Consider the following 18,481-nt stretch of genomic DNA (forward strand, 5'->3'; position numbering starts at 1 on the left):
CATGGCTGTTTCCAATACTCCCCTCCTGTCCGGCTGGCGCCTGTTCGTGGCCATTGCCGTGGTGCTGATCGCCTTCGCGCTGGCTGCCTTCGCCCTGCAGGCCGACGTGGCCGAAGGCAGCCGCGCGGCGATCCGGGTGACTGCGCGCACCTCGTTCCTGCTGTTCCTGGCGGCCTTCACCGCTTCATCATTCGCCAGCCTGCTGCCCGGGCCGACCACCCGCTTCCTGCTGCGCGAACGCCGGACCATCGGCTTGTCGTTCGCGTTCTCGCACCTGCTGCATGCCATCGCCATCACCGCGTTCGGCATCCTCAACCCGGCGTTCTGGCCGGCACGCTCGGCCCTGGCCAACCTGCCCGGCACGGTGGGCTACGTGGCCATCCTGGCGCTGGCGATCACGTCGCACCGCGCCATTGCACGGCACATGGGGCCCACCGCATGGCGGCGGCTGCACGTCACCGGCATGTGGATCATCGCCGCGGTGTTCATCTACTCGTACTTCAAGCGCGTGCCTGGCAACTTCTGGTACGCGGTGCCTTCGGCGCTGCTGTTCACGGCCTTCGTGGTACGCGCCATCGCCAAGCGCGCGCAGTCGCTGAAGCGCCACCTGCATGCGCGGCCGGTGCGGGCGGCGTGATGACCCAGGGGCTCGGGGTCAAAGCCCTTTGCCAAGCAAAGGGATCTGCCCCCAAGGCAGACATCACGGCGCGCGGCGCAGGGTGAACAGGGTGATTTCCGAAGGCACGCCGATGCGCGCCGGGAAGCCCGCCCACAGGCCGGCACCGTTGCTGACGTAGAGCGTCATGCCATCCACCTCGTAGCGGCCCGACACAAAACCGCCATTGGCCCGCTTCACCAGCTGGTCCATGCCGATGATCTGCCCGCCATGGGTATGGCCGGACAACTGCAGCTTCACCCCGCGTGCGGCCGCATCAACCGCATTGCGCGGGCGATGGTCGAGCAGGATCACCGGCGCGGCCGGATCCGCACCGGCCAGGGCCGCCTGCAGGTCGGGCAGCGGCAGGCCATAGCGCGCGGCCACCGGGTCGGTGACACCGGCAATGGTCAGCGCCGCATCGCCACGCCGCACCTGGGTGTGGCTGTTTTCCAGCACCTGCATGCGCAGCGCGCGGAAGGCCTGCATCCAGTCGCTGTACTGGGCGTAGTACTCGTGGTTGCCGGTGATGGCGATCACCCCGTCCGGCGCCTGCAGGTCTCCCAGCGGGCGGAAGTCATCGCGGCGCGCGTCCACCGTGCCATCGATCAGGTCACCGGTGATGACGATCAGGTCCGGCTTCAGCGCATTGCTCTCGGCCACCACCTGGCGCACCCAGTCGCCGGTGAGCAGGCGGCTGGCGTGGATGTCGGTGAGCTGCAGCATGCGGTAGCCATCGAACGCGGCCGGCAGGTCCTTGATCGCCACTTCGATCTGGCGCGGCTGGGGCACGGCCATGCCCTGGCTGACACCGTAGCCACTGAGCAGCAGGGCAACGGCGGCCGCCGACGGGCGCAACAGCGGCGCTCGCAGCGCCGACACCGCGCGCGGCAGGCGCAGCACGCGCGCCGCCAGCAGGCCGGCATCGAACAGCAGCATGGCCAGCGCCAGCAACAGCACGGCGGTGGAGCCGGTGGCCAGTACGGCGATGGCCATCTTCGGGATTTCCGGCGAGGCCATCGTGCCCCAGAACGTGGCGACGATGCGCAGCTGCACGGCCAGCCCCACCAGCAGCAGTGACACCACCGCCTTGGCCCACACCGGCAGGCGCAGCGGCCAGAACAGGCGCCAGGCCACGTAGAGGCCCATCAACAAACCAATCGTACTCAGCACTGCGACATTCCGGAACGTGGGGCCCGCCATGGTGACGGGCCAAGGTTGCAAAGGGTAGCGCTGAGCGTCGGTTCGGCTGCATCCCGTGTAGAGCCGAGCCCATGCTCGGCTGCGGGAACATCAGCCGAGCGCAGGCTCGGCTCTACAGAAGAAAGCAGCCGAGCGTAGGCTCGGCTCTACAGAAGCCGGGCGTTACGGCTGCGCCAGCCGCTGCACGCGCAGGCGGGCGATGCGGCGCTTCTCCATCGCCAGCACGGTGATGCGCACGTCCGCCACGTCCACCGCATCGCCCTCATCGGGCAGGCGCCCCAACTGGTCCAGCACCAGCCCGGAAATGGTCATGTAGTCGCTGCTGCGCGGCAGCGATACGCCCGCCAGACGCTGCAGGTCATCCAGGGTCAGCGCACCATCGGCTTCCCAGTGGTCCTCCCCCTGCGCCACCACGCCATAGCGGTCGTCCTGGGTGTCGGCCAGATCGCCGGCAATGGCCGCCAGCAGGTCGTTGGCCGTCACCAGGCCTTCCACGCTGCCGTACTCGTCCACGGCCACCGCCAGCGGCACCGGGTGCAGGCGGATCAGTTCCAGGGCCTGCAGCGCGCTGGCGCTGGACAGCACGTACTGCGGCTGGCGCAGGTTGGCCTCCAGCTGCAGCGGCTGGCCCTGCAGCAGGTCAGCCAGCAGGTCGCGGCTCTGCACCACGCCACGCAGGCTGTCCAGGTCGCCCTCGCCCACCAGCAGGCGCGTATGCGGCGAGGCCACCAGGCGTGCCACCACGTCGTCCTGGCCACGCGCCAGATCGATCCACTGCACGTCGGCACGCACCGTCATCACACTCGATACCGGCCGGTCGGCCAGGCCCAGCACGCTGCGGATCATCTCGTGCTCGGCCGGCTGCAGGCGCTCCTCCGCATCGCCGTGGTCCTCTTCGCCCGCATCATCGTGGCCATTGGCCGGGCGTGCACCCAGCATGCGCAGCACTGCATCGGCCGTGCGCTGGCGGAACGGCTGGCGGCGTTCGTTGCGCTCGCGGTTGAAGCGCACCCACTGGTTGAACGCTTCCACCAGGATCGAGAACGCGATGGCCGCGTACAGGTAGCCCTTCGGGATCTTGTAGCCCAGGCCCTCGGCCACCAGGCTGAAACCGATCATCAGCAGGAAGCCCAGGCACAGCACCACCACGGTGGGATGCTTGTTGACGAAGCGGGTCAGTGGCTTGCTCGCCAGCAGCATCAGCACCATGGCGATGGTCACCGCGGCGTACATCACGCCCAGGTTGTCGACCATGCCCACGGCGGTGATCACCGAGTCCAGCGAGAACACCGCGTCGAGCACCACGATCTGCGCCACCACCATCGCGAAGCTGGCATAGACCTTCTTGCCGTCTTCATGGTGCTGGCGGCCTTCCAGCCGTTCGTGCAGTTCCATGGTCCCCTTGAACAGCAGGAACAGGCCGCCGCCCAGCAGGATCAGGTCACGCCCGGAGAAGCTGTGATCGAACAGCGTCAGCAGCGGCTCGGTCAGTTTCATGATCCAGGCCAGCGCGGCCAGCAGCACCAGGCGCATCAGCAGGGCCAGGCTCAGGCCGATCACCCGCGCGCGGTCACGCTGGTGCGGCGGCAGCTTGTCGGCCAGGATCGCGATGAACACCAGGTTGTCGATGCCAAGCACGATCTCAAGCACGATCAGGGTCGCAAGGCCCATCCAGATCGAGGGGTCAGCCAACCATTCCATTTCGGGTCCGTTTCTTCATGAGGTAAGGGAAAGAGGGGTATTCAGTCGTCGTCCTGCGCCTGCAGCGGGTCGTGCCCGAGCAGGTCGCCCGGCGAGCACTGCAGCTCGCGGCAGATCGCATCCAGGGTGGAAAAGCGGATGGCGCGTGCCTTGCCGGTCTTGAGGATGGACAGGTTGGCCAGGGTGATGTCGATGCGCCCGGCCAGCTCGGACAGGGTCATGCCCCGCGACTGCAGCATGCGGTCGAGCGTGATGACGATCGCCATCAGTCCATGCCCATCAGATCAGACCATCCAGGTCATCACGCATGGCCGCACCGACGGCGAACACACGCGCCAGCACGAACAGCATGAGCACCGCGATCAGGCCGGTGATGGACATGCCACCGCCCACCTCCATCCACGCGAAGTCCGGCCCCATCCAGGAGGCGTACACGCCGATGATGATCGACAGCACTTCCATCGCCAGCATCAGCCACGCCATGCGCTGCAGGCGCTGCGCGTTGGCATGGGTGAACGGGCGCGCGCCGGCGGCCGAGCGCAGCAGGCGCGCCAGGTGCCGCAGGAATACCAGGCACAGCACCAGCAGGGCGACGATGGTGCCCAGGCCGATGCAGAAGTGCAGGAACAGGTCGCTGCCGTGCACGGCGGCGGCGTGCGCGTCATGCACGCTGGCCAGCAGCCAGCGCCGGTCGTAGGCAACCAGGGGAATGGCCAGCAGCGCGGCCAGGATGCCCAGCCAGCACATCGCCCGCACGGCCTGCACGGCGGTCTGGGCCAGGGTGAACAAGCCGCGCGCAGGTTCGGCGCGGGCGGGACGAGCGGTCAAGCAGCCTCCGGCATGGGGCGGCCTCGCCGCCCGGGATGGATTTATCGATAAACGATATACCACATCCAGAGCGAATGGATGAATCGCCCCCACCGGGTGGCAGCGGCTTGACACGCGCCCGGCCGCGCAGGATCATCAGTTAACGAATTAGTTAATTAACGACCCATGGACCGCATCTTCGAAGCCCTCGCCTCCGGCGCCCGCCGGCAGATCCTGGCCTACCTCAGCGCCGGTGAACTGAGCGCGGGCGAGCTGGCCGAGCGCTTCGACTTCAGCAAGCCGGCGCTGTCCAGCCACCTGCGCATCCTGGAAGAGGCCGGCCTGATCGAACGCGAGAAGCGCGGCCAGTTCGTGTATTTCCGCCAGGTGCCCGAGCGCTTGGCCAACACGCTGTTTTCCTGGGCCGCCGAAGTATGTCCGGTGGGTGGCCCGCTCAAGCGCGAAGCCCGCGCCCGCCGCAAGTCCCCTGCCCGCTGACAAGGAACACGACGATGCCTGGTTCGACCCGCAACAGCCGTTCGTTTCCAGGTGTCCAGCTGCCCGCGCAGGACGGCGCCGGCCCCATCGAAGTCACCCTCATCGCACAGCTCGGCATCGGTGCCGGCGATGCGCTGGTGAACGATGCGGGCGAGCGGCAGCGCCACCATCCTGCCTTCATCGATGCGCTGGATGAACCCTCCGCGCGCCTGGGCGGCATGCACCTGCAGCACGGCGATGCCTCCTCGTTGTACAGCTTCGTGGTGGAAGGCGGCGGCCACCCGTTCCATCGCCATGCCGGCCCGCGCATGTTCACCGCCATCGCCGGCAGTGCCGGCGCCGAGCTGCGTTTTGCCACCGCCGCCGATGCGCAGCTTGCGGGGGATCCGTCCGCGTTCCTGCGCAGCCTGCGCCGTATCCGCATTCCGCCGGACTGCCTGTTCACCGTGCGCTTCGGCGGCGGCACCTGGCACCAGTTCGCCTCGAACCATCCCGCCCACCCTGCCCTGTTCGCGTTGTCGTGCCACAGCAATGAACTGGCCGGGGCGATGAGCGAGGCCACCCGCGCGCGGGTGCAGGCCAACAGCGCCGACATCCCCAGCCTGACCGAGGTGCTGGCGCAGCAGCACTGGCCGAGCGCGGCCACGCTGGCCACTGCGCCGCTGCTGCAGCTGTCATTGCAGGCCGCGCCGCCCAGCCTGTGTGCGCGCCTGTGTGCGCAGACCCGCTCGATGCTCGGCCCGCTGCGGCGGATCAAGCTGCGGCCGCTGCGCGGGTTCGTCGAACGCAGCACACCGCGCTACCCGGTACACAGCGGGCGGCCCGACGCACAGGGCCTGCTGGCCGGTGCGCTGCCACGCAGCCACTACCACGACCTCACCGTGCTGACACTGCGCAGCGGGCACTGCACGCAGCGCTCGGCGTCTGCCCTGCTGGCGGATGTGCTGGAAGGCTTCCTGCGCAATCCGCCGGGCGGCGTGGGCCGGTTGATGGCCCTGCGCAACCGCCTGGTGGCACCGTTGCGCCTGCGCACCTCGCCATTGGGCTGCCCGGTATCGTCGCTGTTGTCGGCGGATCGCAGCCGCCTGTTCGCCGGGCGCTTTCCGGTGCTGGACGCACGCGTGGATGGCGCCGACCGCAGTGCCGAAGTACTGCTGGGCGCCGATGACCGCCACCTGCGCTTCCGCAGCAGCGTGCGCGTGCAGTTCGAGGACGACGGCCGTGTGCGGATCAGCCTGGCTTCGCGCGTCCAGACCCACAACCGGTTCGGCCGCCTGTACATGGCACTGATCGATGCCGTGCACCGCCACTACATCGCCCCGGCGCTGCTGCGGCGTGCGGTGGAACATGCGCTGGCGCCGGAGCTGGCCGACTGGGTGGATGAGGGCGTGGCGGCAGCGGGTTGAGCCGCCGGGCATGGCCCGGCGCTACCGCGGATGATCAGACGATCAGCTCGCCCTGGTCCTCGCCATCCCAGTAATGGATGCGCTGCGCGTGCACATGGATCAGCACCAGCCCCGGCGTATCCACGCCCTGCTCGAACCAGCGTTCCAGGTCCTTGACCCAGTGCTGGGCCAACACGCCGCGTTCGCGGATGATCGTGGCCCTGCCTTTGACATGGACGAACAGCGGTGGCTTGCCCAGCAGCGACTTGCTGCCGGTGAAGCCCAGCGCGACCCGCGGATCGACTTCGATCTGCTGCACCATGTCGGTGCTCTGCAGGGCGAAGAACCAACTGTCACCATCGTAGTCGACGTCGCCGTTGTTGCTCATCGGACGGCCGTCGATCTCGCCGCCCGCATGGGTCTGCAGCATCGCGAAATCGATGCCGGCCATCTTTTTCGCCAGTTCGGGCAGGGTGAGCGTGGTCATGCGCAGGGTCCGGGCGGAAAGGGAAGCCCAGCCTCCCCCGCGCGCGGTGACCGGCGCGTGCAGTGGCGCTGGCGCCGCCTTCACGCGCATTCGCCGGGCATGGCCCGGCGCTACCGGATCAGGGACGCCTGGCCGGAATCAGATCCAGCCCTGGTCGACCAGCTCACGCTTCAGGTACGCGTAGAACACCGGGGCCGCCACCAGCCCGGCCAGGCCGAACGCCGCTTCCATCACCAGCATGGCCAGCAGCAGCTCCCACGCGCGCGCCTGGATCTCGCCGCCGACGATGCGCGCGTTGAGGAAGTACTCGAGCTTGTGGATCACGATCAGGTACAGCAGCGCTGCCACTGCCACGTAGAACGACACCGACAGCGCGACGATGGTGATGATGGTGTTGGAGATGATGTTGCCCACCACCGGCAGCAGGCCCGCCAGGAAGGTGATCAGCACCAGCGTCTTCGACAGCGGCAGATGCACGCCGAACAGCGGCAGCACGCCCAGCAGGAAGACCGCGGTGAACACCGTGTTGAGCAGCGAGATCTTCACCTGGGCAAACACCACCTGGCGGAAGGCCACGGCCAGGCGCGTGGTGCGGCCAACCAGCTCCTGCGCCAGCGGGCCCATCTTCGGCAGCGGCAGCTCGTCGTAGAGGGCGATCATCGCGCCCAGCACCATGCCGATGAGGATGCGCACGCCCACCTGCACCACCGAAGTACCTGCCACGCCCAGTTGCCGCTGGTGCTCGGCCGCCCATTCGTTCAGCGCCTCGCGCAGCCGCGTCAGGTCTTCGGGAATGTAAGGCTGCAGCAGCGCAGGCACCTGGTGCCGCGAGGTGTTGAGGATGTCCATCAGGCGCGCCAGCAGCATGTCGGGGCCACCGGTCTCGTTGCGGAAGAACGAGGCCACGCCGATACCGGCCAGCACCAGCGCGCCGATGATGACCGCCGACAGCACGATGACCGCCACCGCGCGTGCGCGGCCCGGCGGCAGCTTGCCTTCCACGCTGTTGGCCAGCACGTGGGTCAGCTGGAACACCAGCAGGCCCGACAGCAGCGTGACCACCAGGCCCAGCTTCAGGGCCAGCCACATGCCCAGCAGCATCAGCAGCCAGGCGGCGATGCGCGCGGCAGGCGGCTTGGGCAGGGCGAGGGTCACGCCGGTCATGGCAGGGCATCCACTGGGGTGGCCCATGGTAGTGGATTGCCATGGCGGTTCCGGGGCAGTGCCGGTGTTCCGTTCAGCCCTCTGGCGGCCGCGCCCACGCCAGCGCACACTGGCGCCCCACCCGCCGCATGGATGCCCGATGCCCCGCTTCTTGTCCGCCGCCCTGGCGCTGATGCTGTTGCCGCTGCCGACACTGGCCATGAGCAGCGACGACACCACGCCGCTGCCGCCGCAGGTCAAGGCCGATGCCGAAGCCATCGCCGCCTCGCTGCTGAAGGTGCAGCGCACCGATGTCGAGCTGTCCTGCCCCAAGGCCGTGGAGAACGCGCGCTACGGGCTGGAAACCTTGCTGGAAGTGGGTGCGAAGAACGTGGCCGGCGGCTACCTGGATGCCGCGACGTTCGAGGCCATGGCCACGCCGATGCGCGGCCTGCTGCCGCAGATCACCGATGCCGACTGCGAAGGCGCGACTGACGCCAAGCGCGATTTCTACCAGTGCATGTCCAGCGACTACAACCACGTGCTGGCCTGCGCCAAGGCGCATCTGCAATGACGCCACGCGCGCGGTGGCGTCCGCCGCTTACCCCGCTGCGGGCGCGGCCGTCGAGCCACGCAGCATCAGGCTGAAGTCCAGCGTCTGCTGCAGCGGCACATCGACGCGCTCGATGATCGCCAGCAGCAGGCTGACCGCACGCGCACCGATCTCCCGCATCGGCTGGCGGACGGTGGTGAGCGGCGGCGTCAGGAAGCTGGACGAGGCCAGATCATCGAAGCCGACGATGGACAGCTGGTCGGGCACGCGGATGCCCAGGTCGCGGCAGGCCGCCAGCGCGCCCAGCGCCATCTGGTCGCTGAAACAGAACACCGCGGTCGGCGGCTGCGCGCCTGACAGCAGCGCCTTCGCAGCGGCATGGCCGGACTCCAGCGAGAAATCGCCGGGTACCACGCTCAGGCTGCGCAGCCGGCCGCGCGCCTTGCCGGCACTGCGCACGCCTTCCAGCCGCTGCTGGTGCAGCGGATTGTCAGGCGGCCCGCCAACCACGGCGATGCGTTCGTGCCCCAGTGCATACAGGTGTTCCATCACCGCGCGGGCAGCGGCGGCGTTGTCGATGTGCACGCTGGGAATGCCCAGCGCGGGATCGAACTCGCAGCCATTGACCACCGGCGCGGTGGCGCCCAGCGCCTGCACGATCTCGCGCGCGGTCGGCGGCAGGCGATGGCCGAGCACGATCAGGCCATCGGCCTCGTTGCGCCGGAGCATCTGCGCGTAGCGCTCCTCGCGATCAGGCTGGTGCTGGGTATCGCCCAGCAGCACGGCGTAGCCCGCGGCCTGCGCCGCATCTTCGGCGCCCTGCAGGATCTGCGCGAAGAAGGGATTGGCGATGTCCGGCACAGTGACCAGGATCTTGCCGCTGCGCTGGGTCTTGAGCGTTCGGGCCACCGTGTTGGGCACGTAGCCCAGCGCGGCGGCCGCTTGTTCGATGCGCGCACGCGTGGCGGGCAGTACTTTTTCCGGCCGCGACAAGGCCCGCGACACCGTGCCGGCGGAGACGCCCACGTGCTTTGCGATGTCGTAGATGGTTGCCATGGTGTCAGCTCTGGTTGCCGCTGTGCACTGCACAACGGGTCTGCGGGAGGCCCATGCTAGGGTAATGCAATCGATTGCATCTAGGGCGAATCACCTTGAAGACGCTCAAGGGTCCGGCGCTGTTCCTGGCGCAGTTCATCGGCGACAAAGCTCCTTTTGATCGGCTCGACACGCTGGCCGGATGGGCCGCGGGCCTGGGCTATTCTGGCGTACAAGTGCCCACCACCGCGCCCCACCTGTTCGACCTGGCCGAGGCGGCGCGCAGCCAGACCTACTGTGACGACGTTGCCGGGATGCTGGCCGGGCACGGCGCGCAGATCACCGAACTGTCGACGCACCTGCAGGGTCAGCTGGTCGCGGTGCACCCCGCCTATGACAGCCTGTTTGACGGTTTCGCCCCGGCAGACAAGCGCGGCGATCCTGCTGCCCGCCAGGCCTGGGCCGTGGATCAGCTGATGCTGGCGGCAAAGGCCAGCCAGCGCCTGGGCCTGACCGCGCATGCCACCTTCTCCGGCGCGCTGGCGTGGCCTTACTTCTATCCCTGGCCGCAGCGTCCACCCGGCCTGGTGGACGAAGCATTCGCCGAACTGGGCCGCCGCTGGCGCCCGATCCTGGATGCGTTCGACGCGTGCGGCGTGGACCTGTGCTTCGAGATCCACCCCGGCGAAGACCTGCACGATGGCGCGACCTTCGAGCGCTTCCTCGACGTGGTCGACCAGCATCCCCGCGCGAAGATCCTGTACGACCCCAGCCACCTGCTGCTGCAGCAGATGGACTACCTGGGCTTCATCGACCGCTACCATCCGCGCATCGGCATCTTCCACGTCAAGGATGCCGAGTACCACGCCAGTGCCCGCAGCGGCGTGTATGGCGGCTACCAGGACTGGATCGATCGCCCGGGCCGCTTCCGTTCCCTCGGCGACGGCCAGGTCGACTTCAAGGCGATCTTCTCGAAGTTCGCCCAGTACGACTTCCCCGGCTGGGCGGTACTGGAATGGGAGTGCTGCCTGAAGCACCCCGAGGACGGCGCACGGGAGGGCGCCGCCTTCATCCGCGACCACATCATCCGCGTGACCGAGCGCGCCTTCGACGACTTTGCCGACAGCGGAACGGATGCCGCATCACTGCACCGCATGCTGGGAATCTGAGCTGACAACGCCCCGGGAGGGCAAGCCATGACGCACGCCATGTCGCGCTTGGGCGCGATGATGTTTCTGCAGTTCTTCATCTGGGGCGCGTGGTTCGTGACCCTTGGCACCTACCTGGTGCAGGGCCCGCTGCAGGCCAGCGCAAGCCAGGTGGCCACGGCCTTCCTCAGCCAGTCCATCGGTGCGATCGTCGCCCCCTTCCTGGTCGGCCTGATCGCCGATCGCTACTTCGCGGCGCAGCGCATCCTGGCCGTGCTGCACCTGGCCGGCGCGGTACTGATGTGGCTGGCTTCCACGGCCACCAGCTTCAGCGTGTTCTCCGCCTGCGTGATGGGCTACATGCTGCTGTTCATGCCGACCCTGGCACTGGCCAACAGCGTGGCAATGCGCCACATGCAGTCGCCCGAGAAGCAGTTCCCGCTGGTACGCGTGGCCGGCAGCATCGGCTGGATCATCGCCGGCGTGCTGATCGGCTGGCTGGGCTGGGAACAGGCACACCGGCTGGAACTGACCTTCCGGATGGCCGCGGTGGCCTCGCTGCTGCTGGGCCTGTACGCCTTCACGCTGCCGCATACGCCGCCGCTGGCCAAGCAGCGCGACGCCGGGCTCGGTCAGATCCTCGGCCTGGATTCGCTGCGCCTGCTGAAGTCGCGCGCCTACCTGGTGTTCTTCCTGGCCTCCATCGCCATCTGCATCCCGCTGTCGTTCTACTACAACTTCACCAACCCGTATCTCAACGACCTGGGCGTGCGCGGTGCCGCCGGCCTGCAGTCGCTGGGGCAGGTCTCCGAAGTGCTGCTGATGCTGGCGATGCCGTTCCTGTTCGTGCGGCTGGGGGTGAAGACCATGCTGGCGGTGGGCATGGCCGCGTGGGTGGTGCGCTATGCCCTGTTCGCCTTCGGCGATGCCGGCGGCGGCTTCTCGCTGCTGGTCATCGGCATCGTGCTGCACGGCATCTGCTACGACTTCTTCTTCGTCACCGGGCAGATCTACACCGATGCACATGCCGGCCCGGACGCGCGCAGCAGCGCACAGGGCTTCATCACCCTCGCCACCTACGGCGTCGGCATGCTGATCGGCACCTTCCTGTCCGGCGCGGTGGTGGAGCACTACACCACGGCCGCTGGGCCCGACTGGCAGCAGATCTGGCTGTTCCCCGCCGGCGTCGCACTGGTCGTGCTGATTGCCTTCCTGCTGCTGTTCCGCGACCGCCCCGCCGTTGCGGCCGCGTCCACCACGCACTGAGGACCGCAATCGATGCCCAAGCTTGGAATCGCCATCGTCGGTACCGGCATGATCGGTGCGGTACATCGCCGCGCCGCCCTGCTGGCCGGTGCCGAGGTGCGCGGCGTGGCCGCGTCCACGCCGCAGCGCGCGCAGGAGGTGGCGCAGGCATGGAATGTTCCGCGCGCCTACCGCGATATCGAAGACGTGGTCGCCGACCCGCACGTACAGGTCGTGCATGTGTGCACGCCCAACCACCTGCACCGGCCCATGGCGCAGGCCGCACTGGCCGCCGGCAAGCACGTGATCTGCGAAAAGCCGCTGGCCACCACGCTGGGCGACGCGCAGGACCTGGCCACGCTGGCCGCGTCCAGCGGTCTGGTCGCCACGGTGCCCTTCGTCTACCGCTACCACCCGGTGGTGCGCGAAGCACGTGCGCGCATCGCCGCAGGCGACATCGGCCCCCTGCACCTCATCCACGGCAGCTACCTGCAGGATTGGTTGCTGGATCCGGCCAGCAACAACTGGCGCGTTGATCCGGTGCTGGGCGGCACCTCGCGTGTGTTCGCCGACATCGGTTCGCACTGGTGCGACCTGGTGGAATGGGTCAGCGGCGAGCGCTTCGCCGAGGTCAGCGCCGCCTTCGCCACGGTGATCGCCGAGCGCAGCGCCGAAGGCGCGCAGAGTTTCAGCACACCCGCGGCAGGCGGCGCGACGCAGGCGGTTTCCAGTGAGGACGTGGCCACGGCGATGTTCCGCACCGGCGCAGGGACGCTGGCGTCGTTGACGGTCAGCCAGGTCTCGGCAGGGCGCCACAACCGGCTCTGGTTCGAGATCGACGGTGCCAAGGCCAGCGTCGCCTTCAACCAGGAATACCCCGAGCGGCTGTGGATCGGCCGGCCCGACCAGCGCGAGGAGACGTTCGTTCGCGGGCCGGGCGCCGGCAGTGCCGAACAGCGCCGGCTGTCGGCCCTGCCCCCCGGGCATGCGCAGGGTTACGCGCAATGCTTCGAGGCCTTCGTCGCCGACACCTATCACGCCATCGACGGCGAGCGGCCGCAGGGCCTGCCTACCTTCGAGGACGGCGTGCGTTCGGCGCGGATCGTCGACCGCGTCATCGCATCGGCCAGGTCGCGCGCCTGGACCACCATCGAATGAATCCCCGGAGGATGTACGGATGAAGGCTCCAACACGCAGGATCGCCACCCTTGCACTGCTGCTCGCCGCCCTGCCCGCCTTCGCTGCGGAAACCGGCGGTGCAGAAAAGCCGATCGCGGTGCAGATGTACACGCTGCGCAACGCCGGCACGCTCGACCAGCAGCTGAAGATCGTCCACGACGCGGGTGTGCACGCGGTGGAAACCGTCGGCACGCAGAACGTCAGTGCGGCCGAACTCAAGCAGCTGCTCGACAAATACGGAATCAAGGCGGTTTCCTCGCACACGGCATTGGCCGACCTGCGCAATGACCTCGACAAGGTGGTGGCCTTCAACCGCGCCATCGGCAACACCACGCTGGTGGTGCCCTACCTGGACAGCAAGGACCGGCCGACCGATGCCGCCGGCTGGGCCGCGCTGGGCAAGGAACTGGGCCGCATCTCCGAGCGGGTGCGCGCCAAGGGCATGCGCCTGGCCTACCACAACCATGACTTCGAGCTGGTCGATTTCGATGGCCGCACCGCACTGGAGCTGCTGTTCGAAGCCGCCGGCCCCGACCTGCAGACCGAGCTGGACCTGGCCTGGGTGGCCCGCTCCGGGCACGACCCGGTGGTGATGCTGGGCAAGTTCCGCGGCCGCCTGTTCGCGGTGCATGCCAAGGACAACGCGCCCAAGGGCGAGGCCGAGGACGAAGGCGGATTCGCCGCCGTCGGCCAGGGCGTGCTCGACTGGAACGCGATCCTGCCGGCTGCCGCCAGTGCAGGCGTGAAGTGGTACATCGTCGAGCACGACCAGCCGCGCGATCCGGCCAAGGTGATCCAGACCGGCGCCGACTACCTGCGCAAACACCTCACCGTCAGCCTGCCCGCCCGCGCATCGCGCTAGCCCGCAAAGGAGCCTTGCTTGAAAACCGTCCTGACCCTGGCCCTGACCCTCTGCGCGGCGACGCATGCGCTGCCGGCGTGGTGCAAGGAAGATCCTGCTGCCGGCGCCAAGCTGTACACGACGAACTGCGTGGCCTGCCACGGCGCGGACCGTGCGGGCATGCCAGGCGCGTTCCCTGCGCTCACCGACATCAGCAAGCGTCTGCAGCCTGCGCAGATCAAGGAAAAGATCAGCAAGGGCGGCGGGTTGATGCCGCCCTTCTCCCAGCTGTCCCAGCAGGAGATCGATGACCTCGCCAGTTTCCTGGCGAAGTAGACGCGAGCCTTACAGCTCGCGCACCCAGATGTTCCGGTAGCTGACCTTGGATGCGTGCTCCTGCAGATACAGCGGCGCGCAGCCATGCGGCGAGTACGACGGTGCGCCGATGTACTCGGTCCGGCCCGCCAGCACCGTGTCGTCCTGCACCAGCACACCGTTGTGCAGCACGGTGATGCGCGCCGGCGAGGTGAGCCCTCCGCCGGCCGAGAAACGCGGCGCCTTCCAGATGATGTCGTAGGCCTGCCATTGGCCGGGCGCGCGCGAGGCATTCACCAGCGGCATGGCCTGCTTGTAGATCGAACCGGCCTGGCCATTGGCGTAGGTCGGGTTGCCGTGGCTGTCGAGTACCTGCAGTTCGTAGAGCTCCTGCAGGAAGATGCCACTGTTGCCGCGGTTCTGGCCGTCGAAGCCCTTCGTATCGGTGGGCGTGCGCCACTCGACATGCAGCTGCATGTCGCAGAAACGCTGCCGGGTGCGGATGCCCTTGCTGCCGGGCACCACCGTCATCGCCCCGTCGGCCACCGTCCACGGCACGCGCCCGCCCGTCTCGGCCTCCCACGCGGATACGTCCTTGCCATCGAACAGCACGATGGCATCGGACGGTGCCGCGCCGGCCGGCGTGGCGACTTCCGCCACCGGCGCCCATACCTCGGTCTTTGCCGGATCACGTTCCGCACTGGCCTGCGCGAACGCCGGCACTGCCGCCAGCACGCCCGCGGCCATCAAGAAAGGTCTGATCATCCTGTCGTACTCCATCAGCTGGTGGCCCAGGCCGGCGTACCTGGCGCATAGGCCATGTCGCCATCGTAGCGTCCGGGCACGGCGACGTACTTCAGCACTTCGGTCGCGCCCTGTTTCGAGGTGAAGAAGCCGAAGATGGCCAACTGCTTGATCATGGTGAACGGATGCGGCATCGCCTTCGCGGTTTCCCCGGTGCCGGTCTCGCTCACCTCCACCGCACGCTTGCGGGCCTCGGCATCCAGCGTGCGCAGCAGCGTGGTGCGCGCCTCGGGCGCAAGGTCCACGAAGCTTCCGCCGGCGCGCTTGTCGATGTCGGCCAGGCCGGCACGGAACGTCGCCTGCTGCCGGGCGGTGTAGCAGTCGGTCACGAACCGCGCCATGAAGGCACCGGTGGCCGCGTCCTTCGCGCCGGGGGTACGGGTGCGCGGCAGGACGGTCTCCGCGATTTCATCAAGCGTGGCGATCTCGGCCTCGGAAAAGCCGGCGCTCGCCGCCGCGGCGGGGATCTTGCCGCTGGCCAGCGCCGGCAGGCCGACCATCGCCGCGCCGGTGGCAGCGAAGATCATCTTCAGCAGTTCACGGCGGTCCATCAGAGATTCCCCGCTTTCAGTTCGCGCACGGCATGGTCGGCGGCCCGCGCAGTCAGCGCCATGTAGGTCAGCGACGGATTCACGCAGGCACTGGAGGTCATGCACGCACCGTCGGTGACATAGACGTTGGGCGCGTCCCAGACCTGGTTGTGCTGGTTCAGCACCGAGGTCCGGCGGTCACGCCCCATGCGCGCGGTGCCCATTTCGTGGATGCCCTTGCCCGGCGCATAGTCGTTGTCATGCATCTCCACGTCCTTGACGCCGGCGGCTTCCAGCATCTCCGCCGCGTCGGCCGCCATGTCCTTGCGCATCGCCTTCTCGTTCTCGCGCATGGCAACGTCCATGGCCAGCACCGGCAGCCCCCACTTGTCCTTGCGCTCGTGGTCCAGGCGGATGGTGTTGTCGTGGTGGGGCAGCATTTCGCCGAAGCCGGTCATGCCGATGCGCCAGTCACCGGGCAGGCTCAGCGCGTCCTTCAGATCAGCGCCGATGTTCAGTTCGGCAATCTCGCGCGACCAGCCGTTGCGGCTGGCACCGCCCTGGTAGCCGAACCCGCGCAGATAGCCGCGCTTGTCCGCCGCCACGTTGCGGAAGCGCGGGATATAGAAACCGCAGGGACGACGGCCGAAGTAGTACTTGTCGTCGTAGCCTTCCACCCGGCCGGACGCGCCCGCACCGAAGTGATGGTCCATCACGTTGTGCCCCAGCTCGCCGGACGACGAGCCCAGCCCGCCTTCCCATACATCGGTGGCCGAGTTCATCAGCAGCCAGGTCGAGTTGAACGACGACGCGTTGAGGAAGATGACCTTGGCCGTGTACTCGTAGGTCTGGCCGGTCTCGGCGTCGAGGACTTCCACCCCGCGCGCGCGCTTGCGGTCCTTGTCGTAGAGCACTTCCTTGACGATCGAGAACGGCCGCAGCGTCAGGTTGCCGGTCTTCATCGCCGCCGGCAGGGTTGCTGCCTGGGTCGAGAAATACGCACCGAACGGGCAGCCGAGGATGCACTTGTTGCGGTACTGGCAGTTGACCCGGCCCTGCTCCGGCATCGGCTTGGTGATGTTGGCCGTGCGCGAGTGGATCATGTGGCGCGTGCCACCAAAGGCCTTCTGGATCCGCGCAGCGACGTCCTTCTCGACGATGTTCAGCGGGATCGGCGGCAGGAACTCGCCATCAGGCAGCACGTCCAGCCCTTCGCGCGTGCCGGCGATGCCGGCGAATTTCTCCACGTGGTCGTACCACGGCGCGATGTCGGCATAGCGGATCGGCCAGTCGGTGGCGATGCCGTCCTTGAGGTTGGCTTCGAAATCCAGGTCGGAGAAGCGGTAGCTCTGCCGGCCCCACATCAGCGAACGCCCACCGACGTGATAGCCGCGGAACCAGTCGAACCGCTTGGTCTCGATATAGGGCGAGTCCTGTTCGTCGGCCCACATGCCCTCGAGATTCTCGGCCAGCGCGTAGTCGCGCATCAGCACCGGGAACGCCGCCTTCATCGCCTGGGTCGGCCGGTTGCGATGCGGGAAGTCCCACGGTTCCTTCATCGCATTGACGTAGTCCTTCACGTGTTCGATGTTGCGCCCGCGTTCCAGCATCAGGACCTTGAGACCTTTTTCGGTCAGTTCCTTCGCCGCCCAACCGCCACTGATTCCCGAGCCAACAACGATGGCGTCGTAATGATTATCTGCCATGGGTCTATCACCTGGGTGGATATCGTTTCAGACGTCGCAGAGACGGATCGCCTCGCGCAATGAGCCAACGGGATCGGGCGCTGCAGGCATGAATTCCTGCGCCAGATACCCATCAAAACCGGTGTCGCGGATCGCGCGACAGATGGCCGGATAGTTCAGTTCCTGCTGGTCCCCGATCTCGTGCCGGCCAGGCACGCCTGCGGTGTGGTAGTGCTTGAAGCACGCGTGGTGCCGACCGATGGTGGCGATGATGTCGCCCTCCATGATCTGCATGTGGTAGATGTCGTAGAGCAGGCCGAAGTTGTCCGAGCCGAGCCGCTGGCACAGCTCCACGCCCCACGCGGAGTGGTCGCACAGATAGTCGGGATGGTCGACGCGCGAGTTCAGCAGCTCCATCACCAGTACCACGCCGCGCTTCTCGGCATGGCCGAGGATGCGCTTGAGCCCGGCTTCGGCATTGGCCATGCCCTGCTGCGGGTCCATGCCATTGCGGTTGCCGGAGAAGCAGATGAGGTTTCGATAGCCGGCATCGGCGACCCGATCGATGTGCCGCGTGTAGCGGGTTACCAGTTCATCGTGGAACTCGCTGCCGGCGAAGCCCTTGGTCAGGCTCAGTTCCGCGCCGTTGCACATCGAGCTGTCTACGCCATGGGCCTTCAGCGTCGGCCAGTCCTCGGGGCCGACCAGGTCGATGGCGGCAAAGCCGAGGCCCTTCACGGTCTGGCAGAGCTGGGCGACCGACAACTGCGGGAAGGTCCAGCGGGCGACGGAATGCTTCAGCCTGCCCTTCAGGGGCGCGGCAGCGGCGATGGTGGGCAGGATGCCTGCGGCCGCCAGGCCCAGGCTGCCGGTGAGCGCCATGCGCAGCGCCTCGCGCCGCGTGAGCCCCGGCACCGGTGCCGGTTCGATGGAATGGATCGACATCCACTTCCCGGCCTCCCAACCGGTGCAAACATTGATGATTCACCGCGATGCAATCGATTGCACCATAAGGGAGGAATTATTTTTTTTGCAAGACGCGGTGCACGAAAATTGATGCTGCGGGGCACAACGACAGTGAGGCCGCAAGTGATCAACCACGCATGCGCGCGAACCGTGCCGGTGGCATGCCCACCAACCGCGCGAATGCCGCACCGAAGGTGACTGCGCTGGCATAACGCGACCATCTCCCCGCTGGCAAGCGCGTTGACGCCAGCGACCTCGCTGATTGCAGCCAAGCTGAGACCGACTGCCGCGGCATCGCCCT

20 protein-coding genes are annotated in these 18,481 nt (G+C 67.7%); 9 read left to right on the forward strand and 11 right to left on the reverse strand.

Going from position 1 to position 18,481, the window contains the following annotated elements:
- Window position 1 precedes the first annotated feature (1 nt).
- Entirely contained in the window at window positions 2–637 is a 636-nt protein-coding gene (locus AC3WL7_RS09025) for a ferric reductase-like transmembrane domain-containing protein (protein ID WP_492750043.1), read from the forward strand.
- 63 nt (window positions 638–700) lie between these two features.
- Here the strand turns inward: AC3WL7_RS09025 and AC3WL7_RS09030 are convergent, their stop codons facing one another.
- The 4 genes from AC3WL7_RS09030 to AC3WL7_RS09045 all read right to left on the reverse strand — a co-directional run bounded on the left by AC3WL7_RS09030 (window position 701) and on the right by AC3WL7_RS09045 (window position 4,306).
- Window positions 701–1,858 (reverse strand): metallophosphoesterase, encoded by a 1,158-nt coding sequence (locus AC3WL7_RS09030; RefSeq protein WP_492750044.1) that lies wholly within the window; start codon window positions 1,856–1,858, stop codon window positions 701–703.
- Window positions 1,859–2,020: 162 nt separating this feature from the next.
- Window positions 2,021–3,559: a TerC family protein gene (locus AC3WL7_RS09035; protein ID WP_492750045.1), complete on the reverse strand. Its 1,539-nt coding sequence runs from the start codon at window positions 3,557–3,559 to the stop codon at window positions 2,021–2,023.
- Between the two features lie 41 nt (window positions 3,560–3,600).
- Complete coding sequence (locus AC3WL7_RS09040) at window positions 3,601–3,825, reverse strand: helix-turn-helix domain-containing protein (RefSeq protein WP_492750046.1); 225 nt, start codon at window positions 3,823–3,825, stop codon at window positions 3,601–3,603.
- Window positions 3,826–3,838: 13 nt separating this feature from the next.
- Window positions 3,839–4,306: a DUF2975 domain-containing protein gene (locus AC3WL7_RS09045; RefSeq protein ID WP_079225128.1), complete on the reverse strand. Its 468-nt coding sequence runs from the start codon at window positions 4,304–4,306 to the stop codon at window positions 3,839–3,841.
- Between the two features lie 246 nt (window positions 4,307–4,552).
- Here AC3WL7_RS09045 and AC3WL7_RS09050 point away from each other — a divergent pair, with 246 nt between their 5' ends.
- Together AC3WL7_RS09050 and AC3WL7_RS09055 are read left to right on the forward strand one after the other, a co-directional pair.
- A complete protein-coding gene (locus AC3WL7_RS09050; protein WP_079221004.1) occupies window positions 4,553–4,864 on the forward strand; it encodes a metalloregulator ArsR/SmtB family transcription factor in 312 nt (103 codons plus the stop codon).
- Between the two features lie 14 nt (window positions 4,865–4,878).
- Window positions 4,879–6,270 (forward strand): DUF2867 domain-containing protein, encoded by a 1,392-nt coding sequence (locus tag AC3WL7_RS09055; RefSeq protein ID WP_492750047.1) that lies wholly within the window; start codon window positions 4,879–4,881, stop codon window positions 6,268–6,270.
- Window positions 6,271–6,304: 34 nt separating this feature from the next.
- Here the strand turns inward: AC3WL7_RS09055 and AC3WL7_RS09060 are convergent, their stop codons facing one another.
- On the reverse strand, window positions 6,305–6,736 hold the full coding sequence (locus AC3WL7_RS09060) for a pyridoxamine 5'-phosphate oxidase family protein (RefSeq protein ID WP_492750048.1): 432 nt from the start codon (window positions 6,734–6,736) through the stop codon (window positions 6,305–6,307).
- A gap of 138 nt (window positions 6,737–6,874) precedes the next feature.
- Window positions 6,875–7,900 carry an AI-2E family transporter gene (locus tag AC3WL7_RS09065; protein WP_492750049.1) on the reverse strand — a complete coding sequence of 342 codons (1,026 nt, stop codon included), beginning with the start codon at window positions 7,898–7,900 and terminating at the stop codon, window positions 6,875–6,877.
- 139 nt (window positions 7,901–8,039) lie between these two features.
- On the opposite strand from AC3WL7_RS09065, the gene AC3WL7_RS09070 reads away from it, so the two are divergent.
- The gene (locus AC3WL7_RS09070; protein ID WP_492750050.1) at window positions 8,040–8,453 is read left to right on the forward strand and encodes a hypothetical protein; all 414 of its coding nucleotides are present in this window, start codon (window positions 8,040–8,042) and stop codon (window positions 8,451–8,453) included.
- A 27-nt stretch (window positions 8,454–8,480) separates the two neighbouring features.
- On the opposite strand, the gene AC3WL7_RS09075 is transcribed toward AC3WL7_RS09070, so the two are convergent.
- Window positions 8,481–9,488, reverse strand: a complete 1,008-nt coding sequence (locus tag AC3WL7_RS09075; protein ID WP_492750051.1) for a LacI family DNA-binding transcriptional regulator — start codon at window positions 9,486–9,488, stop codon at window positions 8,481–8,483.
- 95 nt (window positions 9,489–9,583) lie between these two features.
- On the opposite strand from AC3WL7_RS09075, the gene AC3WL7_RS09080 reads away from it, so the two are divergent.
- The 5 genes from AC3WL7_RS09080 to AC3WL7_RS09100 are packed head-to-tail and all read left to right on the forward strand — an operon-like array spanning window position 9,584 to window position 14,216.
- Window positions 9,584–10,636: a sugar phosphate isomerase/epimerase family protein gene (locus AC3WL7_RS09080; RefSeq protein WP_492750052.1), complete on the forward strand. Its 1,053-nt coding sequence runs from the start codon at window positions 9,584–9,586 to the stop codon at window positions 10,634–10,636.
- Window positions 10,637–10,663: 27 nt separating this feature from the next.
- Window positions 10,664–11,881 carry a nucleoside permease gene (locus AC3WL7_RS09085; RefSeq protein ID WP_492750053.1) on the forward strand — a complete coding sequence of 406 codons (1,218 nt, stop codon included), beginning with the start codon at window positions 10,664–10,666 and terminating at the stop codon, window positions 11,879–11,881.
- Window positions 11,882–11,893: 12 nt separating this feature from the next.
- Complete coding sequence (locus tag AC3WL7_RS09090; protein WP_492750054.1) at window positions 11,894–13,018, forward strand: Gfo/Idh/MocA family protein; 1,125 nt, start codon at window positions 11,894–11,896, stop codon at window positions 13,016–13,018.
- A 19-nt stretch (window positions 13,019–13,037) separates the two neighbouring features.
- Window positions 13,038–13,901: a sugar phosphate isomerase/epimerase family protein gene (locus AC3WL7_RS09095; protein ID WP_492750055.1), complete on the forward strand. Its 864-nt coding sequence runs from the start codon at window positions 13,038–13,040 to the stop codon at window positions 13,899–13,901.
- An 18-nt stretch (window positions 13,902–13,919) separates the two neighbouring features.
- Window positions 13,920–14,216, forward strand: coding sequence for a c-type cytochrome (locus AC3WL7_RS09100; RefSeq protein WP_492750056.1), 297 nt, complete (start codon window positions 13,920–13,922; stop codon window positions 14,214–14,216).
- A gap of 9 nt (window positions 14,217–14,225) precedes the next feature.
- Here AC3WL7_RS09100 and AC3WL7_RS09105 read toward each other — a convergent pair whose 3' ends face one another.
- From AC3WL7_RS09105 to AC3WL7_RS09120, 4 genes are read right to left on the reverse strand one after another with little or no spacing between them, the layout of a single operon-like run.
- Window positions 14,226–14,960: a 3-keto-disaccharide hydrolase gene (locus AC3WL7_RS09105; protein ID WP_492750057.1), complete on the reverse strand. Its 735-nt coding sequence runs from the start codon at window positions 14,958–14,960 to the stop codon at window positions 14,226–14,228.
- Window positions 14,961–14,974: 14 nt separating this feature from the next.
- Window positions 14,975–15,550, reverse strand: a complete 576-nt coding sequence (locus AC3WL7_RS09110) for a gluconate 2-dehydrogenase subunit 3 family protein (protein ID WP_492750058.1) — start codon at window positions 15,548–15,550, stop codon at window positions 14,975–14,977.
- Entirely contained in the window at window positions 15,550–17,235 is a 1,686-nt protein-coding gene (locus AC3WL7_RS09115) for a GMC oxidoreductase (protein ID WP_492750059.1), read from the reverse strand. Before AC3WL7_RS09115 ends, AC3WL7_RS09110 begins: the two co-directional genes overlap by 1 nt.
- A gap of 27 nt (window positions 17,236–17,262) precedes the next feature.
- On the reverse strand, window positions 17,263–18,159 hold the full coding sequence (locus AC3WL7_RS09120; protein WP_492750060.1) for a hydroxypyruvate isomerase family protein: 897 nt from the start codon (window positions 18,157–18,159) through the stop codon (window positions 17,263–17,265).
- Window positions 18,160–18,481: the final 322 nt, after the last annotated feature.

This window comes from Stenotrophomonas sp. FW305-3-2-15-E-LB1, from assembly GCF_058787375.1.